The 24,449-nt window shown below is 61.6% G+C and carries 22 protein-coding genes and 1 pseudogene; 8 read left to right on the top strand and 15 right to left on the bottom strand.

Going from position 1 to position 24,449, the window contains the following annotated elements; translation table 11 throughout:
• Positions 1-16: 16 nt before the first annotated feature.
• From MF410_RS22140 to odc2, 4 genes and pseudogenes are all read right to left on the bottom strand, one after another.
• Positions 17-1,175, bottom strand: a pseudogene (locus MF410_RS22140) (GGDEF domain-containing protein).
• 90 nt (positions 1,176-1,265) lie between these two features.
• Entirely contained in the window at positions 1,266-2,294 is a 1,029-nt protein-coding gene (locus MF410_RS22135) for a serine hydrolase (RefSeq protein ID WP_165503907.1), read from the bottom strand.
• Positions 2,295-2,614: 320 nt separating this feature from the next.
• On the bottom strand, positions 2,615-3,205 hold the full coding sequence (locus MF410_RS22130) for an N-acetyltransferase (RefSeq protein ID WP_097628698.1): 591 nt from the start codon (positions 3,203-3,205) through the stop codon (positions 2,615-2,617).
• A 94-nt stretch (positions 3,206-3,299) separates the two neighbouring features.
• A complete protein-coding gene (gene odc2 / locus MF410_RS22125; protein ID WP_038691369.1) occupies positions 3,300-4,433 on the bottom strand; it encodes an ornithine/lysine decarboxylase in 1,134 nt (377 codons plus the stop codon).
• Positions 4,434-4,962: 529 nt separating this feature from the next.
• Between odc2 and MF410_RS22120 the strand changes: the two genes are divergently transcribed.
• From MF410_RS22120 to MF410_RS22110, 3 genes are all read left to right on the top strand, one after another.
• Entirely contained in the window at positions 4,963-5,856 is an 894-nt protein-coding gene (locus tag MF410_RS22120) for a LysR family transcriptional regulator (RefSeq protein ID WP_097628793.1), read from the top strand.
• Between the two features lie 132 nt (positions 5,857-5,988).
• A complete protein-coding gene (locus tag MF410_RS22115; protein ID WP_131711054.1) occupies positions 5,989-6,630 on the top strand; it encodes a DUF1007 family protein in 642 nt (213 codons plus the stop codon).
• Complete coding sequence (locus MF410_RS22110; protein ID WP_097628696.1) at positions 6,624-7,700, top strand: nickel/cobalt transporter; 1,077 nt, start codon at positions 6,624-6,626, stop codon at positions 7,698-7,700. Before MF410_RS22115 ends, MF410_RS22110 begins: the two co-directional genes overlap by 7 nt.
• A gap of 1 nt (position 7,701) precedes the next feature.
• On the opposite strand, the gene MF410_RS22105 is transcribed toward MF410_RS22110, so the two are convergent.
• The 4 genes from MF410_RS22105 to MF410_RS22090 form a co-directional block, all read right to left on the bottom strand.
• Positions 7,702-7,908 carry a hypothetical protein gene (locus MF410_RS22105; protein WP_003590224.1) on the bottom strand — a complete coding sequence of 69 codons (207 nt, stop codon included), beginning with the start codon at positions 7,906-7,908 and terminating at the stop codon, positions 7,702-7,704.
• Positions 7,905-8,600 (bottom strand): GNAT family protein, encoded by a 696-nt coding sequence (locus MF410_RS22100; protein WP_097628695.1) that lies wholly within the window; start codon positions 8,598-8,600, stop codon positions 7,905-7,907. The genes MF410_RS22105 and MF410_RS22100 overlap by 4 nt, the downstream gene beginning before the upstream one ends.
• A 63-nt stretch (positions 8,601-8,663) precedes the next feature.
• The gene (locus MF410_RS22095) at positions 8,664-9,383 is read right to left on the bottom strand and encodes a tellurite resistance TerB family protein (RefSeq protein ID WP_097628694.1); all 720 of its coding nucleotides are present in this window, start codon (positions 9,381-9,383) and stop codon (positions 8,664-8,666) included.
• Between the two features lie 106 nt (positions 9,384-9,489).
• Entirely contained in the window at positions 9,490-10,128 is a 639-nt protein-coding gene (locus MF410_RS22090; RefSeq protein ID WP_097628693.1) for a 2-dehydro-3-deoxy-phosphogluconate aldolase, read from the bottom strand.
• Between the two features lie 152 nt (positions 10,129-10,280).
• Here MF410_RS22090 and MF410_RS22085 point away from each other — a divergent pair, with 152 nt between their 5' ends.
• The 4 genes from MF410_RS22085 to MF410_RS22070 all read left to right on the top strand — a co-directional run bounded on the left by MF410_RS22085 (position 10,281) and on the right by MF410_RS22070 (position 13,359).
• On the top strand, positions 10,281-10,769 hold the full coding sequence (locus tag MF410_RS22085) for a CYTH domain-containing protein (protein WP_097628692.1): 489 nt from the start codon (positions 10,281-10,283) through the stop codon (positions 10,767-10,769).
• Positions 10,747-11,655 carry a CHAD domain-containing protein gene (locus MF410_RS22080; protein WP_097628792.1) on the top strand — a complete coding sequence of 303 codons (909 nt, stop codon included), beginning with the start codon at positions 10,747-10,749 and terminating at the stop codon, positions 11,653-11,655. The genes MF410_RS22085 and MF410_RS22080 overlap by 23 nt, the downstream gene beginning before the upstream one ends.
• Positions 11,656-11,777: 122 nt before the next feature.
• Positions 11,778-12,254, top strand: a complete 477-nt coding sequence (locus MF410_RS22075) for a VOC family protein (RefSeq protein WP_097628691.1) — start codon at positions 11,778-11,780, stop codon at positions 12,252-12,254.
• Positions 12,255-12,429: 175 nt separating this feature from the next.
• Positions 12,430-13,359, top strand: coding sequence for a rhodanese-related sulfurtransferase (locus MF410_RS22070; protein ID WP_097628791.1), 930 nt, complete (start codon positions 12,430-12,432; stop codon positions 13,357-13,359).
• A 52-nt stretch (positions 13,360-13,411) separates the two neighbouring features.
• Here the strand turns inward: MF410_RS22070 and MF410_RS22065 are convergent, their stop codons facing one another.
• Positions 13,412-15,625, bottom strand: coding sequence for a bifunctional diguanylate cyclase/phosphodiesterase (locus tag MF410_RS22065; protein ID WP_097628690.1), 2,214 nt, complete (start codon positions 15,623-15,625; stop codon positions 13,412-13,414).
• Between the two features lie 123 nt (positions 15,626-15,748).
• Complete coding sequence (locus tag MF410_RS22060; RefSeq protein ID WP_097628689.1) at positions 15,749-17,134, bottom strand: GH1 family beta-glucosidase; 1,386 nt, start codon at positions 17,132-17,134, stop codon at positions 15,749-15,751.
• A gap of 203 nt (positions 17,135-17,337) precedes the next feature.
• Between MF410_RS22060 and MF410_RS22055 the strand changes: the two genes are divergently transcribed.
• Positions 17,338-17,742 (top strand): DoxX family protein, encoded by a 405-nt coding sequence (locus MF410_RS22055; protein WP_097628688.1) that lies wholly within the window; start codon positions 17,338-17,340, stop codon positions 17,740-17,742.
• Between the two features lie 76 nt (positions 17,743-17,818).
• Here the strand turns inward: MF410_RS22055 and MF410_RS22050 are convergent, their stop codons facing one another.
• From MF410_RS22050 to MF410_RS22030, 5 genes are all read right to left on the bottom strand, one after another.
• Positions 17,819-19,006 carry a Gfo/Idh/MocA family oxidoreductase gene (locus tag MF410_RS22050; RefSeq protein WP_097628687.1) on the bottom strand — a complete coding sequence of 396 codons (1,188 nt, stop codon included), beginning with the start codon at positions 19,004-19,006 and terminating at the stop codon, positions 17,819-17,821.
• A 239-nt stretch (positions 19,007-19,245) separates the two neighbouring features.
• Complete coding sequence (locus MF410_RS22045; RefSeq protein WP_003566650.1) at positions 19,246-20,298, bottom strand: sugar phosphate isomerase/epimerase; 1,053 nt, start codon at positions 20,296-20,298, stop codon at positions 19,246-19,248.
• Positions 20,299-20,546: 248 nt separating this feature from the next.
• Positions 20,547-21,494 carry a substrate-binding domain-containing protein gene (locus MF410_RS22040; protein WP_003590207.1) on the bottom strand — a complete coding sequence of 316 codons (948 nt, stop codon included), beginning with the start codon at positions 21,492-21,494 and terminating at the stop codon, positions 20,547-20,549.
• A 100-nt stretch (positions 21,495-21,594) separates the two neighbouring features.
• Positions 21,595-22,599 (bottom strand): ABC transporter permease, encoded by a 1,005-nt coding sequence (locus MF410_RS22035; RefSeq protein ID WP_003590206.1) that lies wholly within the window; start codon positions 22,597-22,599, stop codon positions 21,595-21,597.
• Between the two features lie 59 nt (positions 22,600-22,658).
• On the bottom strand, positions 22,659-24,185 hold the full coding sequence (locus MF410_RS22030) for a sugar ABC transporter ATP-binding protein (protein WP_239620057.1): 1,527 nt from the start codon (positions 24,183-24,185) through the stop codon (positions 22,659-22,661).
• Positions 24,186-24,449: the final 264 nt, after the last annotated feature.

Raw genomic sequence — 24,449 nt, 5'->3', positions numbered from 1 at the left:
AAACAAACCCCGTCCGTTACGCGGCCTGCTGATTTTCTCCGAAGGCTTCGACCCGGTTGCGGCCTTCGCGCTTCGACCGATAGAGCGCCTCATCCGCCTTCTTTACCAGCTGTTCAAAATCTCCACCGCTTTCCCCACGCGTGGCGACGCCGATGCTCAGCGTCGGAAAGACGGCCAGATCCGGCCGCTGCATAACGGCCGCGGCAAAGGCAAGACGGATGTGCTCGGCAATTGCCACCGCCTCTTCCCGGGAAATGTTTTTCAGCACCGCCAGGAACTCGTCCCCGCCTTGACGGGCGAGCAGATCGTGGGAGGACATGATGCCTCGCGAGACGCTGGCGAAAAGCCGCAGGATATCGTCGCCGGCGGCGTGGCCATGCCGGTCGTTCAACTGCTTAAAGTGATCGATATCGATGATCAGCAGCGATACCGGCTGAGAACCGAGGGCCGGCAGGCGCTGGGCAAGGCCGCCGCGATTGAGCGCGCCGGTCAGCGGATCGTGGTGGGCGAGTTCGGTCAGCTGATTTCGACTGCGCTCGGCGGCCATCAGCACCATAGCCATGCTGCGCAGCATGATGAATGCGACCGCCGATACCGCCATCCAGCTATGGGCCACACTGCCGCCGAAAGGATCCGGCCCGCCGATCTCGCCGGTCGCCGCAAGAACGCTGCGCGCCGCAAAGATCATCGCAGTGCAGACATAGAGGCCGACGAGCAGGCCGGCCGAATAAAGCTTCTCACGCCGGGCAATACCGATTGCCTCCCTTGCGACGGCAAGATCGCAGAGGCAGCAGATGACGGAGACATAGAGGAGCCTCGCCGACACCGCCGAGGGATCGCTGACAATAAGTGCGACAGGCACGCTGACGAGAAGGATGACCAGCCAGAAATAGCGCTGGTCAAGGGCCCGGCCGGCAAAGACCCGCACCGCGAAGAACATCAGCATGTAGCCGGCAATGGTCACGATATTGCCGCCGTCGACCGAAACCGAATAGGGAACGAGGTTGCGCAGCGCGACGAGGAAGGAACCGACGCCGACAAGCAGGTTGCTCAAGCCCCACCAGAGCGGCCATCTCTCGAAGCGGCCGGTCGCATCAGGCTGCGAGCTGGAGGATGCCCAGCACGAAGCAGCTCACGGCAACAATGAAATAGATCGTCCTGAGATCCAGCAGCATGACGCTTTCCCGAAATTCTCGCGGACCATACAGCAAGCGTTTTGCGGTTTGATTGGGGGCTTCGCTAGAAATTTAACGATCACCGTTTTTTCAGGCGGCCCGCACCGTGCCGATGATATCTGCCAACAGGGTGTGCAACAGATCCCGGTATCCGTTTCGCGCCGAGGGGCCGCTTTCCTCCGACGTCATGACGACCGTCAGATCCAGCGACGGGACGATGTAGAGCATCTGCCCGCCATAACCCCAGGCGAAATGCACCTGTTCACCGCCGATCTGCCGAGTGAACCAGCCATAGCCATATTCGTCGCCGGAAAAATGCGAGTTTGTGTGGTGCTGCCACGACTGGGAAATCCAGTCGGCAGGCACGACCTGCTCCCCTTCCCGAGTGCGCCCTCCATTGCGGTAGAGTTCGCCGAAGGCAAGCAGGGACCGGGCGCTCATCGCCATCTGATTGCCGCCGAGATAGATGCCCTGCGGATCGCGCTCCCATGCGCCGATGCGGAAACCGTCGACCGGGCCGAACCATTCACGCGCGAGCGCCAGCGTCGACCGCCGGCTAACCCTGGTGAGAATGGCCGACAGCAGATGCGTGGATGCGGTGGAATAGAGCATGTCCCCGCCGGGCTGATCGACGAAAGGCTGGGAGAGCGCAAAACGCACCCAGTTGCGCGAGGAGACCCAGCGGCCGTAATTCGGGCCCGACATGCGATCGAGCCCGGCCTGCATGGAGAGAAGATGACCGATGGTGATATCGTTGATGCGCGGATCCGGCGCCGCGGGGAGATCGGCCTTCAGGATCGGCGCGATCTTCTGATCGGGGCCTGCCAGCAGGCCCTTGCCGATGGCAATACCGACCAGCGCCGAAATGACCGACTTCGAAGCGGATTTGATATTGGTGGATTCCGACGGCGAATGGCCGTGGAAGCCGCGTTCGGCGAGCAACCGTCCGCCGCGTGCGACGATCACCGTCTTGAGAGGCCGCATCGCCGGGTCACCAGCCGCCCGATCGAGAAGGGGATTAAGCCCCGTGAAGGTGCGGGCCGTGCTCTGGGCAGCGGCCGGCATCGTCGCGGCAAGCGGCAAACTGAAGAGAACCAGAAGAGAGAGAACGCGGATCATGCAGCGCAAGATAGGATATCAGCCTGGCATGGTCGCGGGCCGGCAGTACATTTCACGCGATTGTGTTGCTAAAGCATGTCGCGCAAAAGTGTGCAGCCGTTTTCCGGCAACGATATGCGTAGAAACAAAGAGCTAAAGCGCGTCGCATGAATCAAGTTTGACGCGACGCGCTTTAAGTGCGTGAGGCATCCCGGTGAATCCACCCGCCACCCGAAAAAACAATCCGCGCCGCAACCACGGCAGGCCCGCCTGCCTCCATGGTCAAGCGGCGCGGATATTGCCGGCCGGGGTAAGGACGTTCAACCCCGGCCGGCCGATTGCTAGGCGGCGCGGCGAAGCGGCGCGCCGGCCAGCATGCGTCCCGAGGGGACGATCATGCCGGCCGCGCCGTCAAGCCAGCCTTCCGTGAGCTCGAGCGCCAGAAAGCGCGAGCGTTCGAACGGGCCTGGCATGACAAGATGGCGGGCCTTCTCGGCAAAAAAGCCGAAACGCTCGTAATAGGCGGCGTCGCCGACGAGCAGGACGGCGCCATGCCCGCGTTTCTTGGCTTCGAGGATCGCCGCGCGCATCAGCGCCGAGCCGATGCCCTTGCCGCCAAGATGCGGCGCGACGGCGAGCGGACCGAGCAGCAGCGCATCAATCGGTGTGCCCTCGTCATTGACGCCGGCCTCGATGTTCCAGAGCCGTACCGAGCCGATGACATGACCGTCGCGATCGCGCGCGACGAGCGCCAGCCCCTCGGCCGGAACACGGTTACGGCGGATCTTCTCCGACGACTTCTTGCGGCGGTCAGGCCCCATGACCCGGTCGAGCAGGTTTTCACGGGCAACGACGTCAGACGGATTTTCGGCGTCGATGGCGAAAGTGGTAGGCGCAAAGAATGCGCGGACAGAATCAAGAACAGCGGCCATCTTGGCCTCCCGTACCCAATACCGTTATCAGCGGCGATGAACGAAAATTGTGAAATTGCCGCCCCGCCTGGTTACGGGGCCGGCGGAAACGACCTTAGATGACGTAAGCCTTCAGCGGCTCGAAACCGTTGAAAGCGACCGCCGAATAGGTCGTCGTATAGGCGCCGGTGCCTTCGATCAGGACCTCGTCGCCGATCGAAAGGGAGATCGGCAGCGGATAGAGGTTCTTCTCGTAAAGCACATCGGCCGAATCGCAGGTCGGGCCGGCGATGACGCAGGGCTCCATCTCGTCGCCGTCGTGCTCCGTGCGGATCGGATAGCGGATGGCTTCGTCCATCGTCTCGGCGAGACCGCCGAACTTGCCGATGTCGAGAAAGACCCAGCGGGCATCGTCATTGTCCGACTTCTTCGAAATCAGCACGACTTCCGCCTTGATCACGCCGGCATTGCCGACCATGCCGCGGCCCGGCTCGATGATCGTCTGCGGGATCTGGTTGCCGAAATGCGTGCGCAGCGCCTGGTAGATCGACTTGCCGTAAGCTTCTGCGGACGGAACGTCGCGCAGATACTTGGTCGGGAAGCCGCCGCCCATGTTGACCATCTGCAGGTGGATGCCCTGCTTGGCAAGCGATACGAAGACGCGCTTGGCATCGGCGAGCGCCGAATCCCAGGCATCGACCTTGGTCATCTGCGAACCGACATGGAACGAGACGCCATAGGACTGAAGGCCGAGCTGATGGGCGTAGACGAGAACGTCGACGGCCATCTGCGGAACGCAGCCGAACTTGCGCGACAGCGGCCATTCGGCGCCTTCGCCATCGGTGAGCACGCGGCAGAAGACGCGGGCGCCGGGTGCGGCGCGCGAGATCTTCTCGACTTCCTCGTGGCTGTCGACGGCAAAGAGGCTGACGCCGAGCGCGTGCGCGCGGGCAACGTCGCGTTCCTTCTTGATCGTGTTGCCAAAGGAGATGCGTGCGGCGGTCGCACCGGCTTCCAGCGCCATTTCGATTTCGGCAACGGATGCGCAATCGAAATTGGAGCCGAGCCCTGCGAGCAGCTTCAGCACCTCAGGGGCCGGGTTGGCCTTGACGGCATAGTAGATGGCGCTGTCCGGCATGGCGTGACGGAAGGCATGGAAATTATCGCGAACGACATCGAGGTCAACCACGAGGCAGGGACCGTCGGGACGTCGGGTTGCGAGAAAGTCGCGGATGCGCTGGGTGGTCATATCGTTCCCTCTTCCAATTCCAGAGCTCCGGCATCAGCCGGAGGACAAAGGGCATACGAGAACTCGCATTGGAACCAGCCGGTGGAGACCCCGGAACCATAGCAAGCGCTCGATGCGCAGATAGTGAACCAACGCCGCGATGCGGTGTAAGTTCGGCTTTGTCTGCCATGGATTGGAGGGAGAATCCCAACCGCACTTCCGGCAATGATGGTGTGCCTCTTCAGTAACCCCCGCTGATGGAAAGCAGGGAGAGAACAAAAAGGCCCGCACCGTCGTTGCTTCAGGCGTCCTCGCATTTTCCGGTTGGCCGGAATAGCGACTGGAGGGGTTAATTCCAGGTACCTTACCGATTTCCTCACCAATTCGAGGGTTCGGCGGACACCCATGGGCACGTGCGACTTTGGGCTGAGGTGGAAATAAGAATATTCGCCTTCATAATCAAGCGTTTTTTTTGATCTTGGGGTCAAAAAAATAATTGAACAGGAGGAGCCGATTTGTTCAACATTCCGAAACAGTTTAAGGGATGGCCATGGATACCTTGACCCGCATACGCGCCTTCATCGATGTCGTCGAGGCCGAAGGCTTTTCCGCCGCCGCCAGGCGCACCGGCCGCTCCAAGGCGCTGCTCTCCAAATATGTGCGCGAGCTGGAAGATGAACTCGGCGCCCTGCTGCTCAACCGCACCACCCGGCAGTTCTCCATGACCGAGGCCGGCCACACCTATTACCGTAGCGCCTCCGATATCCTCAAGGAGATCGATAACCTTGCCGACCTCGTGCGTGAAAACAATGCGCAGCTGAAGGGACGGCTGCGCATATCCGTGCCCCGCACTTTCGTCGATGCCGATGTCGGCCAGTCGCTGATCGATTTCTCCAGGGAGAACCCGGATCTTTCGCTGGAGATCGCCGCCGACGACCGGTTTGTCGACCTGATCGAGGAAGGCTTCGACGTGGCGATTCGCATCAGCAAGCTCGAAGATTCCGGCATGATCGCCCGCAAAATCTCCGATTTTCGCGTCCACCTCTGCGCCACCCCGGATTTCCTCGAACGCCATCCCGATCTTGCCCATCCGAGTGACATTTCCAACGTCCCTTTCATCGTCGATACCAATTCGCGCACCCAGGCGAGCATCCGCTTCCACAATCCCGACAACACCTCATTCACCGTCGCCGTCTCCGGCCCGATGGAGGTGAACAGTCCGCATGCGACTTTGCGCGCAGCCCTCGCCGGCATCGGCATCGCCCTCATCCCAGATTTCATCGCCCGCAAGCCGATCGAGAGCGGCGAGCTGGTGACGCTGTTCAATGATTATCTCCCGACCGACCGCGGCATCTATGCCGTCTATCCGCACCGCCGCTACCTACCGGCCAAGGTGAGGATCTTCGTCGATTATCTCAACAACTGGTTCAAGAAACATCCGTAACGTCGCTCTTGCGGCTGCGACATCGCGCCCCGCGCAAACCCACGGCTCTCTGAATCCAATGCGGAATCCGGTCCCAATTCCGTCCCAATTTCTGGCAAGAAGTCAGGGTCACCGAACAGGGCAGCGGAACAAATGAGATATTCGACGATACTGATGGCCGCGCTTGTTTCGCTGGCGCCGGCCGCCGCCCTTGCCCATCCGCACATCTTCGTGGAGGCGCGCCTCGAGGTCGTGGCCGGCAAGGATGGCAGCGTCGAGGAACTGCGCAATGTCTGGCGTTTCGACGAGGTTTTCTCCTCCTCGGTCGTCATGGATTTCGACAAGAACACCGATCTAAAGCTGGAGCCGAACGAGCTCGCCGAGGTCGGAAAAACGGTAAAGCAGTCGCTTGCCGAATATGATTACTACATGAACCTGACCATCGACGGGAAGAACGTCACCGTTCAGAAGCCAGACATCATCCACGTCGACTACAAGGATGGCCAGCTGCTGATGTTCTTCGCGGTCAAGCCGGTGGAGAAGATGCCGCTGAAAGGCAGGCTCAGCTTCGGCGTCTACGACCCGACGCTGTATACCTCGATCGACTTTCCCACCGACAACGAACTGGCAATCGTCGGCGACGGCTTCAAGGCCTGCAAGCATCAGGTGGTGCGGCCGGATGCCGACCAGGTGATCTCGCAGAACAAGCAGTCGCTGACCGACGCCTTCTTCAATGATCCCACCGGCACCAACATGTCCAAACTCTTCGCCACCCGGCTGGAGGTCACATGCTGACGAAACGCCTGCCGTTCATCCTTGCCGCCTCGGTCTTGGCGCTTCTGGCTGCGGCAACCCTCGCCCATGCGCAATCGCCGCTCGGCATCGGCACGGCGGAACCGAGCTTCCAGCCGACCGGCGGGCCGCTCGCACCGCTTTTGCTCTATGTGAATTACGAGCAACAGGCCTTCTACCGGGCGCTGACCGATGCCTTGAAGGCGATGCGTGAGGATCCGTGGCAACTGGCCTCGCTGATCGGCCTGTCCTTCGCCTATGGCGTCTTCCATGCCGCCGGCCCCGGTCACGGCAAGGCGGTCATTTCCTCCTACATGATCGCCAACGAGATCGAGCTGAAGCGCGGCGTGGTGATTTCCTTCATCTCGGCCTTTATCCAAGGCGTGGTGGCGGTGGCGCTGGTCGGCGGCGCCTGGCTGGTGCTGCGCGGCACCGGCATCACGCTGACGGCGGCGACCCATGCGATGGAGATCGCAAGCTTCGTCATGGTCATCCTGTTCGGCGGCTGGCTGCTGTTCCGCAAACTGCGCTCGATGCTCGGCAACATGCCGCACCGCCGGCTGATGGCGGCGTCAGCCGGTCCGGTCAGCATGATGCTCGACTGGAAGGACAATGCCGCCGAACGCCAGACCTATGCGTTCAACGGCAAGGCGCAGGCTGTCGAAGCCAGCCATACCTTTGTTCCCGGCATGGCCTGCGAGACCTGCGGCAATGCTCATGTGCCGGATCCCGCCCTGCTTGCCGGCGACAGGTTCAGTGCCCGCGAGGCATGGTCGGCGATCGTCGCCGTCGGCCTTCGCCCCTGCTCCGGCGCATTGCTGGTCATGACCTTTTCGCTGCTGAACGGGCTCTATCTCGGGGGCGTGCTGTCGGTTGCCGCCATGTCGCTCGGCACCGCGATCACCGTTTCCCTGCTGGCCACCCTTGCCGTCACCGCCAAGAGTGCCGCCGTCCGCCTATCCGGACGCGGCTCAACCGCCTCTGTCTGGATCGGCAACGCCATCGAAATCCTCGGCGCCGTGCTGGTTATCGTGATCGGGACCCTGCTCCTCGGAGCGTCGCTGCAGGGATAGGCTACTTCCCCTTGCTGCGCTGATAGCGCGCCCGCAGCCAGAAAACCGCGAAAAACGCCATGATCAGGCAGACGCCGACGGCGATCCCCAGCACCGGCGAGAAATTGCCGATCCATAAAACGATGGTCGGCAGGAAATAGAGGACGAGGCCGGCGCCGAGCAGGATGATGGCGGCGGCGATTGCCTGCGAGCGGCTCTCGGGGCTCACGCGAGCCTTTCCTTTTCCAGATCGGCGCGAATATCCTGCAGACGGCGGATCTGATTGCCGGCGGCATCGAAATTCTCCGGCGAAAGCCAGGCCTCGAAGGCATCGTTGAGCAGCGGCCATTCGGCATCGATCATCGAGAACCAGGCGGTGTCGCGGTTGCGGTGCTTGGCGATCATGTGCTGGCGGAAGACCCCTTCGAAGCTGAAGCCGTAGCGCGCCGCCGTCGTCTTGCTCGCCTCGTTCTTATTGTCGCATTTCCATTCGTAGCGGCGGTAGCCGAGCTCCTCGAAAACGTGCTTGGCCATCAGGTAATGCGCCTCGGTCGAAAGCGGCGAACGCTTCATCTCCGCACCATGCGCCACCCCGCCGATCTCGACGACGCCGTTTGCCGGGTCGGCGCGCATGTAGTTCGCCATGCCCACAATTTTGCCGGTGGCGTTGTCACGGAAGATATGGGTGAGCCAGCCGGACTTGGTGTAGACGGTTTCCAGCCAGTTGGCGAAATCCTCGATCCCGGAGAAATCGTCCTGCGCGAAATAGAGAAGCAGCGGGTTGATGCCCATGCCGCCAAGCCCGTCCCACAGCGCCTCGAGATGCTCGGCGCGCCGATAAGGTTCGACGGTGACGAAACGGCCTTTCAGCGTCACCGGCTTCGGCGCCGGGCAGCCCTTGAAATTTGCAAGATCGCGCATGTTCACTCCCCTTGTCCAGGAGTGGATAGGCCAGCCGCCCGACAAAGGCAACCGGCCTAGATGTTACTGTGACAAGGTAACTTTTGCGGAGGACACCGTCGCCTCGATATGATCGACCAGCTGGTCGGCAAGGCCGAGCCTGCCGGCAAGCAGATCGAGATAACCACGCTCGGCCCGCGAATCCGGCTCGATGGTGAGCCGCGAGGCGGTATAGAGTTCGACGCGCTGTTCTTCCGTCGTCGCGGCGGCGACCAGTGCATCGAGATCGGTCGGCGAAGCGAGTTCGCGTTCAATGAAGGCCGCAGCCTCGCCGCTGACATCGGCGGCCTTGACCTTGTCCATGATAAGGGCCCGTTCGGCATCGTCGATATGACCGTCGGCCTTGGCGGCAGCGATCATCGCGCGGATCAGCACCAGCACAAACTCATTGCTGCCGGCCGGCGAGGCCGGCCCGAAGCCGGATTCGACAGGCGGTGGCAGGAGAACCGGATTGTTGGCCGAGGGTGCATCCGAAGGGGCTGCTGGCGCCTGCCCTGCCTGGTAATTTTTGTAGGCCTGGTAGCCGAGGCCGGCGATAGCGGCAAGACCGCCGATCGCCAGGGCGTTGCCAGCAATACTCCGGCCGGTCTTGGTGCCGAGAAGCGCGGCTGCGATCGCACCGGTCTTCATCGGATTGTTCTTTGCCGTCTGCATGGCCTCGCCCGCCCTGTCGCGGACCGAGCCACCAAGGCCCGGCACCTGCGAACCCAAGAACTGGTCGAGAAGCTTCTTCGCGTCGAACATTCCTCGTCGTCTCCCTGTTAGCTGGAGGACTACATAGGTTTGCGACGGTTGGAATACAAACAGAGGAGGGGGAATTGTGCCGTGAGGCTCATCCCCTGCCCCAAACTCAGGCCTTCAGCGCCGCAGCCTCTGCTGCGAGCCTGGTGATCCCCGCCCAGTCGCCGGCCGCGACCAGTTCCTTCGGCGCCACCCAGGAGCCGCCGACGCAGATGACGTTCGGCAGCGACAGATAGTCATTGGCGTTCTTCAGCGAAATGCCGCCGGTCGGGCAAAACAGCGTGCCGGCCAGCGGCGAGGAGAGCGCCTTGAGCAGAGCGGCGCCGCCAGCCTGCTCTGCCGGGAAGAACTTCAGCACCTGATAGCCTTCTTCGCGCAAAGCCATGACCTCGCTGGCGGTCGCAGCACCGGGAAGCAGCGGCACATCGGAATCGGCTGCGGCATCGAGCAGTTCCTGCGTCGTGCCCGGGCTGACGATGAATTTCGAGCCGGCCTCGACGGCGGCTTCCCAATGGGCGGCGTTCAGGATCGTGCCGGCACCAACTTCGGCGCCCTCGACCTCGGCGGCGACGGCGCGCACGGCATCGAGTGCCGCCGGCGTGCGCATGGTGATCTCGATCGCCTTCAGACCGCCCGCGACAAGCGCGCGGGCCAGCATTACGGCCGACTTGGCATCGTCGACGATCAGGACCGGAACGACCGGCTGGAGTTTCAGGATGGAAAGGAGCTTTTCTGTTTTCTCGCCCATAGCCGTGCGACTTCCTTGAAACGATTGAATTCGACCCCGAATAACGTCCTAATGGAACCTTGTCGAGATAAAACCAATTCCTAAGACAGGGTGGGTATGAAATCCCGGGAAAGTGGGCTACCGTGCGGCATCGTCACAAAAGGTTCACCGGTATGGCGAAAGAGATCGAGCGGAAGTTCCTCGTACGCAGCGATGGATGGCGTTCCGCCGTCGAGACGAAGTCTGCACTGAAGCAGGGCTATATCGCCTCCATGGACGATCGTTCCGTCCGGGTGCGTATCCTCGATAGCAGGAAGGCGAGACTGACGATCAAGATCGGCCGCAGCGCCATCACTCGTGACGAATTCGAATACGACATCCCGATCGCCGATGCCGAGGAACTGTTGCAGAACGCGATCGGCATCGTCATCGAGAAGACGCGCTACCGTGTTCCGTATGAGGGTTTCGTCTGGGAGGTCGACGTCTTTGCCGGCGAACATCGCGGCCTTGTGATTGCCGAGGTCGAGATGACCGCAGAGACAGACGATCCAGCGCTGCCCGCTTGGCTCGGCCGCGAAGTAACCGGCGATTTCCGCTATTCCAACCAGGCCCTTGCCACAGAATATGGGCACGACAGGCATGGCCTACCGCATTCGGCCTAAGGCTGATTTCACCAGTGAATTCCGCAGCGCCGCGAAAGAGCAGCTGGACGATGCGATCGCACTGATCGAAGAACAGCCGGACGGCGCCCATGAGGCGATCCATTCCTTCCGTAAGAACCTGAAACGATTGCGCTCGCTCTACCGGCTCGTGGCCCGCGAGGCGCCGGATTTCCAGGATCGCGAAAATGCCAGGCTGCGCGATGCCGCCCGTTCGCTTTCGGCGATCCGCGATGCCAACGCCCTCATCGGCACGGCGCAATATCTGCAGCGGACTGCCCGCGAGAAAGAAGAGAGCGAGGCACTCGGCCGCATCATCACCGTGCTTGAAGGCCGCCGTGACTGGATGGCGCAGGCCGAAAGCGGCCTTAAACAGCGCTTGGCGGAAACCACCGACGTTCTGAAGGAGGCGTCCGCCGCCCTGGATGGCGTCTCGTTCAATGGCCGCCACCGCAAGAATGCCCGCAAGCTGGCGAAGAGCTGGCGCCGCATCGCACGAAAGGCGAATGCGGCGCTTGCTGCCTGCCATGGCGAGGCATCTGCCGACGACTTCCACAAGCTGCGCAAACGCACCTACGACTATCGGCTCTATCATAGCCTGTTGCGCGATGTTTGGCCCGGGGCGATGAAGGCCAAGCGCGACGCGGCCAAGGAACTCGTCGAGGATCTCGGCCATATCCATGATCTTGCCGTGCTCTCCGAACTGGTCGAGGCCGAGCCGCAGCTCTTCACCCGTAATGACGACCTAGCCCATCTGCTCGACGCCATCATCTTCCGCCAGCAGGAAGACCGGCGGCAAGCGCTTGTCAAAGCCGAAACCGTCTTCGCCGATGATCCCGACGAGGAAGCACAGCGCATCGAGCTTCTCTGGCTGACGGCCGGGAGCTAAGGCGGCATCCCTATGGCGCCAACGCCTCTGAAATATTTCAACAAGAACTATTGACCTCAACCAATCTTGAGGTCCTAGCCTCCGGCGGTCGAGAAAGCCTAGATCTGACCCGCGAGGAAGAAATGACCGCCGAAAATACCGCGATGCCGAAGCTGCTCGGGCTCTACGAGACCCATCTGACCGTTGCCAATCTCCAAACCTCCACGGACTTCTACCGCGATATCGTCGGGCTCGAACCGGCGGCCTCCTTCGAGGAGCGCAAAGTCGCTTTCCTCTGGGTGGACGACCGGAAGACCGGCATGCTCGGCCTTTGGGAAGCCGGAACCGGACCGCTGAACATGCGGCTGCACATCGCCTTCCGCATGACCGCCGACGGGGTGCTGCAGGCGCCCGCCCGCCTCAAGGAAAAGGGGGTGGAGCCTCTTGGCTTTACCGGTGAGCCAGCGACGGAGCCGGTGGTTCTCGGCTGGATGCCGGCGTTGTCTATCTATTTCAAGGATCCCGACGGACACTCCATCGAGTTCATCAGCATCCTCGACGACACTCCGGACCCAAGCTTTGGCGTGCGGCCGTTTTCCGAATGGCAGGCGAAAGCCTAAAGCGCGTCGCATCAAACTTGATTCATGCGACGCGCTTTAGCTCTTGTTTTGATGCATGTCGTTATTCGAGAACCGCTGCACACTTCCCGGCGACCTGCATCAATCGCTCATCCGCCAAAGCGGCCACCCGTGAAGGCAATTGCACGATCCGCCGATTTTCTGTATTTCCGCCCCCATGACCGACAGCCTAACACACACCAGCCCGTTCCTCGTGGCCGCACTCTACCATTTCGTATCCGTGCCGCGCTTTGAGAGCCTGCAAGGCCCGCTGCAGGCGCTTTGCGAGGAGAGCGGCGTCAAGGGAACTCTGCTTCTGGCACATGAGGGCATCAACGGCACGATCGCCGGCCCGGATGCCGGTGTTGCCGCCGTGCTCTCCTTTCTGCGGACCCAGCCGGAATTCTTGGGTCTGGAGCATAAGGAAAGCCGCGCCTCGAAAATGCCTTTCCTGCGCATGAAGGTTAAGCTGAAGAAAGAGATCGTTACCATGGGCGTCGAGGATATCGACCCCAACAAAGTGGTTGGCACCTATGTGGCGCCTCAGGACTGGAACGCGCTGATTTCCGATCCCGATACGATCGTCATCGACACCCGCAACGATTACGAGACGGCAATCGGCACCTTTCGCGGCGCGCTCGACCCGAAGACGAAGACCTTCCGCCAATTTCCCGATTGGGTGCGCAACAATTCCGGCCTGCACAACAAGCCCAAGATCGCCATGTACTGCACCGGCGGCATACGCTGCGAGAAGGCCACCGCCTTCATGAAGGCCGAGGGCTTCGACGAAGTCTATCATTTGAAGGGCGGCATCCTGAAATATCTCGAAGAAGTGCCGCAGGAGGAAAGCCTCTGGGACGGCGCCTGCTTCGTTTTCGACGAGCGCGTCTCCGTCGAGCACGGGCTGAAGGAAGGCGAACACCGGCTATGCCATGCTTGCCGCAACCCGATCACCGCGGAAGAAATCACCTCGGCGCTCTACGAGGAAGGCGTTTCCTGCAGCCATTGCTACCACACCCGCACCGAAGAGGATCGGCTGCGCTACCGTCAGCGGCAGCACCAGATCGCCCTCGCGAGGAAACGCGGCCAGCGGCATATCGGCAGCTGAGTCAGTATCCTTTCCGGATCAGCCGCGTGTTAGGAAAATCTCCCAGCGCCCGTCAGGCTGCGCCGAGACGGCGCCGGCCTTCCGGTTCGGCTGTATGCCGCGCGTGCAGCATCTCGGTGATCAGATCGGCGGTCATCGGTTTTCCGAACAGATAACCCTGCAGGCAATCGCAGCCGAACAGGCGCATGGCGATTGCCTGCTCCTCGGTCTCGATGCCCTCGGCGGTCACCGGAATGTCGAGAGAGCGGGCAAGCGCCACGGTCGCCTGCAGCATCTCGCGCTGGCGCTTGTCCTCATTGACCCCCATGACCAGCGAGCGGTCGATCTTGATGCGGTCGAAGCCGAACTGCCTGAGGTAACCGATTGACGAGAAGCCGGAGCCGAAATCGTCGAGCGCCACCTTGACCCCCAGCGCCTTCAGCCGTTCGATCGACTGGCGGGTGCGCTGCGGATTCTGGATCATGTAGCCTTCGGTGATCTCGAGCGTGATGCGGGCGGCCTCGACCTCCGTCTGCTTCAACACGTAGCGCACATAATCGGCAAAAGCGGGATTGCGGAACTGGCCAGGGGAGACGTTGACCGAAACGTTGAGTTCCGGCCATTGCTTGGCTGTTTCGCAGGCCTTGCGCAGTACGAACAGGCCGAGCGATTCGATGAGGCCGCTGGTCTCGGCGATCGGGATGAACACCTCGGGCGAGATAGGGCCATGACCCGGACGGTTCCAGCGCACCAGCGCCTCGACGCCGGTCGGCGCATACGAGGCCGCATCGATCAGCGGCTGGTAGGCGAGCGTTAGATCACCGCTTTCGATGGCCATCCTGAGGTCGAGTTCCAGCGCATTGCGCTGCTCCCGGTCGGCATCCATCGACGGATCGTAAAGCGTCATGCGCGCACGGCCGGCTTCCTTCGCCTTGTACATGGCAAGGTCGGAGCGGCGCACCAGCTCCTCCCGGCCGATGGTGCCGGCGGGCGACATGGCGATGCCAATGCTGGCCCCGACAACAACGACGCGGCGACCGATCTCCAGCGGCTCGACCAGAAAATCAAGGATCTGCTCGGCAAGTTGCAGGGCCGCGGCATTCTCGCCATCCGAGAGAAAGGCGATCGCAAATTCATCGCCGCCGATGCGAGCAAGAACCGCGCCTTGCGGAATAAGCACGTCGAGACCGGCCGCGACCGCGCGAATCAACTGATCGCCGGTGCCGTGGCCATAACTGTCATTGACTTCCTTGAAGCCGTCGAGGTCGAGATAGAGGAGCAGCACGTTGCGTTTGGTCTGGCGCGCCTCGACGACGAAACGGTCGACGGCAAGCCCAAGACCGTCGCGATTGGAAAGGCCGCTCAGCCGGTCGCGCAGCGTCTCCTCGCGGGCGCTGTTTTCATCGGCCTTCAGCCGGCGGCCGGTGAACCAGCCGATGACCAGCAGCACCACGAAGAACAGCCCGACAAGGCCGAGCGCCTGCAGGACCATCGGTCGCACCTGTGCGTAGCCGACATCACCCGGCGAACGCGAGGTCCAGACAAGCTTTTGAAGCGTTGCCCCCGTCGGATCGACGATCGGCACAAAATAATCGGCCTCGAAGCTCGCCGGCGCCAGCCTCAGCCCACCGATGACATAGGTCTGGCCGAGCGCGGTCACCCGGTCATTGTCGAGATGGCGGGCGAAGACGAGATAGCGATGCTGGCCGGCAGGCGCATCCAGCGCACCGGATTTTTTCCGCACCAGGGCGACGCCGACAGCAGCAACACCGCGTTTGGTGGTGACGAAGCCGACTGCCTGGGGAGTCCCGGCCGGGTCGGCCGCCTTGGCCGCGTCGAACAGGGTCCAGAGCGACGGCGCGAAGAAATCCGCAAGCGGATCCTCCATCGGCTTGCCGTCGCGATAGGCCATGATCGGCTTCTTCCCGTCATCGATGACAATCGCCATGTCAAAAAGCGAGCTGTTGACCGACATCTCGCCGTAATTGCTCACCGTCCAGGCCATGCCGTCGGGCGAATAGACGTTGACGGCAGCATCGTCCCAGGCGGCGTAATCGTCGAGCGTCGCGCCGAGCTGGTCCTCGAAAGTCTTCAACGCCCCGATCGTCGTTTCGCGCGAGCGCTCGTCATCGAGGAGATTGGCATTTTCGGCCACGCGCTCGAGCGCCGTCAGCACCATGACGGTGACGATTGCAACGATGACGGCAAAGGAGAAAAGCACCCCCGTAACGGTGATGTGACGGCCTACTCCCAAACCCTTGCTCTGCGACTTTCCGGCTGTCTGCATCACGGCTCCCTGACCGTCTGACTTTGCCAGCCAAGAGTTCAAAAACGTTTAAGCAACCAACTGTTGAAGATTTGCGAGGGCCCATTTCTTTGCCTGCCGATGCGGAAAATGAGAGAAACAAGGTCAGCTGTCCCACAAACCCGCCTTGTGATTGCCCTTCGGGAATTGTGCTGCGAGTTCGCGATACCACTTGCCGCTCTTCTTCACCGTGCGCAACTGGGTCTGATAATCGACATGGACGAGGCCGAAACGCATGCGGTAGCCTTCCGCCCATTCGAAATTATCCATCAGGCTCCAGGCGAAATAGCCGCGCATGGGATAACCGTCCTTGATGAGGCCCGCCACGACATCGAGATGGTCGCCGAGATAATCGAGACGCATGGTATCGTCGACTTCGCCGTCGACGATACCGGTGTTGTCGCAGGCGCCGTTCTCGGTGATGTAGCATTCCGGCAGTTCGTAGCGACGGTAAAGGTCCTCGACCAGCAGCTTCAATCCCGGCGCATAGATTTCCCAACCGATATCGGTTTTGACGTCGCTTGCCGGCGGCGCTTTCACCGTCCAGGGGAAATCACCGTTGCGTTCGGCATCGTCGGTGACGCGCTCGGGCGTGTAGTAATTCAGACCCCACCAGTCGAGTTTCTGGCTGATCAGCATCATGTCGCCGTCCTCGATGACAGGCATGCGCTCACCGAGCGCCTCGACGAATTCCTTCGGATATTCACCCTTGAAGACGGGATCAAAGAAGGCCCCGTTGTGGAACTGATGCGCGCGTTCGGCGGCGGCAAGATCGGCCGGGCTCTCGGAGCCGGGGATGATCGAGGCGGCGTTGAGCACGAGCCCGACGGGCACCGCAGGGGCTTCCGAGCGGATCGCCTCGACGCCGAGACCGTGGGCGAGGTTCATGTAGTGCATGGCGTGAAGGGCGGCCTGCATATTGCGCTCGCCCGGCGCATGGATGCCATAGAGGTGGCTCAGCCAGACGATGCACCACGGCTCATTGAAGGTCGCGACGGCGTCGAGACGATCGCCAAGCCGGTTCATCACCGTCTTGGCGTAGCGCTGAAAGGCATAGGCGGTCGAGCGCGCCGTCCAGCCGCCGTCGCCGGCCAGCAGCAGCGGCAGGTCCCAGTGATAGAGCGTGGCAAAGGTCCTGATCCCGCGCGCCTTGCAGCCGTCGACCAGCCGGTCGTAGAAATCGAGCCCGGCCTCGTTCACCGCACCCGTGCCGTCGGGGATGATGCGCGGCCAGGCGATCGAGAAGCGGTAGGCTTCGACACCCATATCCTTGATAAGATCGAGATCCTGCTCCAGCCGGTTATAGTGGTCGCAGGCGACGTCGCCATTATCGCGATTATAAACTCGGCCGGGCATATTGCAGAAAGCATCCCAGATGGATGGCTTGCGCCCGTCGGCCTTAACAGCACCTTCGATCTGGAAGGCGGCGGTGGCGACGCCGAAGGTGAAATCGCCGGGAAGGCGGCTTGCAAGCGTCTTCGCATCGATCATCTGTAAATCCCATTTCTCAGCGTGTGAATGGATCGTCCGGGCTCGGATTTAGCCAAGCCGGAAAGCAAAGTACAGGCCGGGGAGTGGAACGCGACTGCCCTCATAACGCGAATGTCACCAGTCGTGACTTGATGTCGGGCCGGCGATCGCGGACACCGCCAAGACATCGCAAACAAGACATCGCAAAACATGAAAGGAATCCGATGCTGTCTTCGATCCATCTGTTGCAGCCCCATCTGCTGAGCCTGCTGCGCATCGTCTCGTCACTTGTGCTGTTCAGCTACGGAACGCAGAAGATTCTGCATTTTCCGGCCGCTGCCAGCGTGCCGCCCGCAGGCTCGCTCTCGTGGATTGCCGGGCTGATCGAACTCACCCTAGGCTTCCTGGTTCTGGTCGGATTCCAGACCCGGATCGCAGCCTTCGTGCTCTCGGGCCTGATGGCTTTCGCCTATTTCATCGGGCATGCCTCGAAGGGCATCTACCCTGCACAGAACGGCGGCGTCGCGGCGATCCTGTTCTGCTTCGTCTTTCTGTATCTGGTGGCGGCAGGCGCCGGACCGCTCAGCGTTGACAACCTGCTGAAGCGCGGCCGTACCGCTGCTGCCTGATCACTATAAACAAAACGCCGAGGCGACTTTTAAGCCCACCTCGGCGTTTTTCATTGGGCGATGCGGATCGGTAAGGTCAGACCTTGACCCATGCGCCGTTTTTCTTCGAGGACGCGACGCAAGCCTCGACGAAGGCCACCCCCTTCACGCCGTCATCGACGGTGGGATAGACCACCGCCTTGTCGACGGTCTTGCCCTTCTTACGGGCATTGATCGCATGCGCGGCTTCCGTGTAAATCGTCGCAAAGGCCTCGAGATAACCCTCCGGATGTCCAGACGGCACGCGCGTGACGCGGCCGGCAGCCGCGCCCGAACCGGCGCCGCCCCGGGTGATTAGCCGTTTCGGCTCGCCGAATGGCGTGTACCAGAGATAGTTCGGATCCTTCTGGGTCCATTCCAGGCCGCCCTTGCTGCCGTAGACGCGCACCATCAGGCCGTTCTCATGGCCGGGCGCCACCTGGCTGCACCAGAGCATGCCCTTAGCCGGCTTCTCCGAACCCTTTGCCTTGAAGCGCAGCATGACATGGGCATTGTCATCCAGCCGGCGGCCGGGGACAAAGCTGTCGAGATCGGCAGCGAGGCTGTCGAGTTCCAGTCCGGATATGAAGGCGGCGAGATTATAGGCATGGGTGCCGATATCGCCTGTCGAGCCACCGACGCCGGATTGTGCCGGATCGGTGCGCCAGGCGGCTTGCTTCTGGCCGGTCTGTTCAACCGCCTCGGTCAGCCAGTCCTGCGGATATTCAGCCTGGACGACCCTGATATCGCCGAGTTCACCATTGGCGATCATCTCGCGTGCCTGGCGGACCATCGGATAACCGGTGTAATTATGCGTCAGCACGAAGAGCGCGCCGCTGTCGTCGGCGATCTTCTTCAGCTTCTTCGCATCGGAAAGGTTCGATGTCAGCGGCTTGTCGCAGATGACATGGATGCCGCGCTTCAGGAATTCCTTGGCGGCGTCGTAATGCACATGGTTCGGCGTGACGATCGCTACCGCCTCGATGCCGTTCTTCAGCTTCGCCTCGCGGATCGCCATCTCGCGGTAGCTGGAATAGGTCCGCGACGGATCGAGGCCGAGATCGCGGCCCGACTGAACCGCCTTTTCAGGCGTCGACGACAGCGCGCCGGCGATGAGATCGTACTGATCGTCGATGCGCGCCGCGATCCGGTGCACCGCACCGATGAACGCGCCGGCGCCGCCGCCCACCATGCCGAGCCGGATGCGCGGCTCACGGGTCTGTTCGGATGATGCTTCGATTGCCATTCTTGTCCTCCTGGAATTTAACTTGGTGCGGATGCGCCCCTCATCCGGCTGCCGCCACCTTTGCCTGGGTCGAGCCACGGGTCTCGACCCGTCTTTCAGACCCCCGCCAGCGGGAAGAAGGGATATGTCGCGCCGCCTCCGTCCCACTCCAACATCTCGTGGGGCAGGTCCCCTCTCCCGTCATAACGGGGAGAGGGTTAGGGTGAGGGGCAGCCAGTCCTCGCGGCACGCCTTGTGTCTCAGAGTCCCAGCATCCGCCGATTGGCCGCCTGATCCGTGCCGCTGCCGGCGAAATCGTCGAAGGCTTTCTCGGTGACGCGGATGATATGGGCGGCAACGAATTCGGCCCCTTCGCGAGCGCCGTCTTCCGGATGTTTCAGCGCGCATTCCCATTCGACCACGGCCCAGCCGTCGAAATTATTGGCCGTCATCTTCGAGAACACCGCGCCGAAATCAACCTGGCCGTCGCCGAGCGAGCGGAAGCGGCCGGCCCGTTCCACCCAGCCCTGATAGCCGCCGTAGACGCCCTGGCGTCCGGTCGGGTTGAACTCCGCATCCTTGACGTGGAACATCTTGATGCGGTCCTTGTAGATGTCGATGTTGTCCAGATAATCGAGGCACTGCAGGACGTAGTGCGAGGGATCGTAGAGCATGTTGGCGCGCGGATGGTTCTTCACGCGCTCCAGGAACATCTCGAAGGTGATGCCGTCATGCAGGTCTTCACCCGGATGGATCTCGTAGCAGACGTCGATGCCGTTTTCGTCGGCATGGTTGAGAATCGGCGTCCAGCGGCGGGCAAGTTCGTCGAAGGCGGTTTCGACCAGGCCGGCGGGACGCTGCGGCCAGGGATAGATGAACGGCCAGGCGAGCGCGCCGGAAAAGGTCGCATGCGCCTTCAGGCCGAGGTTCTTCGATGCCGTCAGCGCCATCTTGACCTGCTCGACCGCCCATTCCTGACGGGCCTTGGGATTGCCGCGCACCTCAGGAGCAGCAAACCCGTCGAAGGCTTCGTCATAGGCCGGATGAACGGCGACGAGCTGACCCTGCAGATGGGTGGAGAGTTCGGTGATCTCGATGCCGTTTTCGCGGGCCTTGCCGGCGAATTCGTCGCAATAATCCTTGGAGGTCGCAGCCTTCTTCAGATCGATCAACTGGCTCGCCCAGGTCGGCACCTGGACGCCTTTGTAACCGATGTCGGCCGCCCATTTGGTGATCGCGTCCCAGGAATTGAAAGGCGCGGCATCGCCCGCGAACTGGCCAAGGAAAAGGCCGGGGCCCTTGATCGTCTTCATGTCAGATTCCTCCCTGAATATCGACCGTAAACGTTTCTGAAGTGTTGTAGCACGCAATTTGGCGGGCGCAAGGCGCCTCCTCGCCTCAGCTCGCGTTTTGGCGCAAGGCCGGATGCGATACGGCTGCGAGCTAATCATGCTGGGCTTTGGCGGGCAAGAGGTACGTGCAGCATTTTCAGCTGCGTACATATATGGAAGCATAAAATGCGCCCATCCTTTCGAATGGGCGCATATCACCAGCCGATGGATCAGAACGGAGAATCCGGGAAGTAGAAGTCCTTGGCATTGTCCTTGGTCACGAGCGTCGCGTCGAGGATGTAGCTGCCGTGAACCGGGACCTGATCGTAGAGGGCGGCCGCCGTCAGTTCCATGGCCGTGCCGACCATTGCCGGCGGATAGAGAACGTCGACCGGGATCATCTTGTCGCCGTCCATGACCTTCTTGACCATGTCCTTGGAGCCGGCGCCGGCGACGACATATTTGATGTCGGTGCGCTTGGCCTGCTCGATGGCCTGCAGAACGCCGACGGCCATGTCATCGTCCTGGCACCAGACGACGTCGATCTTCTGATACTTGGTCAGGTAGTCCTGCATGACCTTGAAGGCATCGTCGCGGTTCCAGTTGCCGTACTGGCGGTCGAGAACCTTGACCTTCGATCCGGCAATGCCCTTGTCGAAGCCGTCCTGGCGCTGCTGGTCGATTGGGATCGGCAGACCGCGGATAATGACGACTTCGGCATCCGGCGTGGTGTCCTTGATGTACTTGCCGGCGACTTCGCCGAGCGCCGGATTGTTGCCGGCGACATAGAGGTCGCGCACGGAGTTGTCGTTGCTCGACGGCGCGCGGTCGACGAGCGCGACGAACTTGCCCTTGCCCTTGACTTCCTTGATGGCGTTGACGAGCGGATCCGGATCCGACGGCAGGATGACCAGGGCGTCGATGCCCTGCGTGTCGAGATCCTGCACGGCATTTGCCTGGCTGGCAGCGTCCGGCGAGGTCTTGACGATGACGTTGAGACCGGGATGTTCGGCCATCAGCAGCTTGGCGACACGTTCGGCATGGAAGACCACGCCCGACGTCCAGCCGTGGTCGGCGGCCGGAATGGACACACCGATCGTGAATTTCTTATCCTCGGCGTGAGCGGCGCCGGCGAACGTCACCGCCGCAACCGCCAGGCCCAACATCAATTTACGCATGCCATTTCCTCCCAATAATTTCAGGGACTTTTCCATATCGGGACCGGACGCCCTGTAAGTCCGGTCAATCCTGAGCCCGATCAATGCAAACCGGGGCAATTCATGATTTGCGCACCAGCGAGCGCTGCACGAACATGGCGATGATGATGATCGCACCCTGGATGGCGCCGATCAGGTACTCGCTGATGAAATTCGAAAGCAGCATGATGTTGCCGACGAGCTCGAGAATGAAGGCGCCGCAGATCGTGCCCCAGACCCTGCCGGCGCCGCCCTTCAGCGCCGTGCCGCCGACCACGACCGCCGTGATCGCCTGCAGCTCCCACAGGATGCCTGTCGTCGCCGAGGTCGAGCCGAGACGGGGAACATAGAGCAGCACGGCAATGGCGACGCACAGGCCCTGGATAACGAAGGCGATCGTCCGCACACGATTGACCGCGATGCCGGAATAACGGGCGACATCGCTGTTCGACCCGACAGCGACGACATGGCGCCCGTAGCGGGTGCGGTAGAGAATGAAGGCCGCAACCGCCGTCACCGCCAGGATCACCACGATCGGGATCGGCACTCCGGCGATGGTGCCGAAATAAGCGGGACGATAGAGCGTCTGGATATCGGCGGAGCGAAGCGTGATCGCGCCGCCCTGCGACAGCCATGTCGTCAGGCCGCGATAGATGCCCATCGTGCCGAGCGTCGCGATGAAGGGTTCGATCTTGCCCACCGTGGTGATCAGGCCATTCGCCAGGCCGCAAAGCGCGCCGGCGACCAGCGTGAAGACGACTGCGACCGTCAGCATCAGAGCGGGGTTTTCGATGGCGCCAGAGTTCATCAGCAGGATCATCAGGCTGGCGACGAAGGCCACCATCGAACCCACCGACAGGTCGAGATCACCGGCCGAGATCACGAAAGTCGCGCCGACCGCGATGATGGCGATGAAGGCGCTGCGCGTCGCGACATTGGCAAGATTGGTGATGCCGATAAAATTGGGATTGACCAGGGCTCCGACGATCAGAAGCAGCGCCAGGGCGACGAAAGGCGCGACCGCACGCAGATCGACATCCCGCCAGGATCGGCGCCGGATTTCCCTGGTCTCCTCGTTGACACTCATTTCCAAAACCAACCTCCCGCCCCATTCTTTCTGGGCATCTTATCTGTCCGCTGCGGCGCTCAGGCCGCCGCTTTCCTCTTCAGCCCGGCGGCACAACGCATGATCTCCTGCTCGGAGATCTCGTCCCCTTCGAGTACGCCGACGATATGCCCTTCGCGCATCACCACGACCCGCGTGCAAAGCCCGATGACCTCGGGCATCTCCGACGAGACGATGATGATCGACCGGCCGTCCCGGGCCAGCGCCGAGATGAAATGATAGATCTGCTGCTTGGTGCCGACATCGATGCCGCGCGTCGGCTCGTCGATGATGATGATGTCGGGCTCGGTCTCCATGACCTTGGCCAGCAGCAGCTTCTGCTGGTTTCCGCCGGACATCCGGCCGGCGACGATATTGCCGTCGCGAACCCGGATGTCGAAGCGCCGCTTGGCCTTTGCCATCGCGGCCGCTTCGCTGCCGGGGCTGAGATACCCTCGGCGAGAATGCCTTCCGAGCGATTGCAGCGTCAGATTGGTGACCATGCCGGAACGCAGCAGCAGGCCCTTCGACTTGCGATCCTTGGTCATATAGGCGAGGCCGCAGCGATTGGCGGCATGCACGTCGCCGGAGGGAACGGCGGCCCCTTTGATCACCACCTCGCCCTCGAGACGGGTCCGCAACCCGGCGATCGCTTCCATCAGCTCGGTGCGGCCGGAGCCGATCATGCCGGAAAAACCGATGATCTCGCCCTTGCGCACCTCGAAACTCGCATCTTTGACATAACCCGTCGACACCGAGGCGACGCTCAAGACGATCTCCTCGTCGACATCCGGCTCGACCTTGGCGGGATAAAGGCTGGAAAGTTCGCGACCGACCATCAGCTGCGCAATCGATTCCCCGTCCAGAATGGATGTCGGCGACGTCTTGATCCATTGGCCGTCGCGCAGCACCGTGACACGATCGGTCAATTCCATCACTTCATCGAGCTTATGCGAAACGAAGACGAAGCTGGTGCCCTGATCGCGCAGCTTGCGGACCTGCTTGAACAGCATATTGGTCTCTTCCCGCGACAAGACTGCGGTCGGCTCATCCATGAACACGACCCGCGCGTCGCGGCTGATGGCCTTGGCGATTTCGACCATCTGCTTGTCGGCGATGGACAGCGTGCTGATCAGCGCATTTTCATCGACATGCGAACCGAGCACATCGAGAACTTTGCGTGTCTCCGAGCGCATATATTTGCGGTCGAGCACGCCGAAGCGTGTGACTTCGCGTCCGAGGAAGAGGCTCTCCGTCACGGTCAGATGTTCGGCGAGGTTGAATTCCTGGTGAATGATGACGATGCCGAGCGCCTCGGCGGCGCCATTCGGCGGCAGAACGACGGGCTTGCCGTCAAGCAGGATCTCACCGGAACTCGGCTGCTCGAAACCGGACAACACCTTGACGAGCGTGGATTTGCCGGCGCCGTTTTCACCCATCAACGCATGGATTTCGCCGGCGCGGAGATCGAAATTGACGCTGAAAAGCACCTGCACGCCGCTGAAGGATTTGCATATACGCCTGGCGGACAGCACCACGGGTGCGGTGTCGGCGATCTCCACGGTCATTATGCCCTCCCCCAAGAGCGCCTTGCATCCGGCAGAACCTGCCGGCGCCGCTCCATCACCTTGAACTAGCGCACATTCCCATTCTGAAAACCGCTTGCTGTTTTCGGGTGCTGTGCACTGCGGCTCCCGTCCGCATTGAAGTTTATGTAAACCTTTACATCTGGCATGTAAAGGTTTACATGGTGGATTTACGCAGATCCGTTGAAGCCTGCCTTTGACCTGTCGACAAGTCTGTGTAGTGTCGCGGCGAAGACAGCCCAAGGC

Origin of the sequence: Rhizobium sp. C104, assembly GCF_022354505.1 — a bacterium.
Lineage (GTDB): Bacteria > Pseudomonadota > Alphaproteobacteria > Rhizobiales > Rhizobiaceae > Rhizobium > Rhizobium redzepovicii.
The sequence above is the reverse complement of the archived record's forward strand: the minus strand, read 5'-3'. Positions and strand labels throughout refer to the sequence as shown.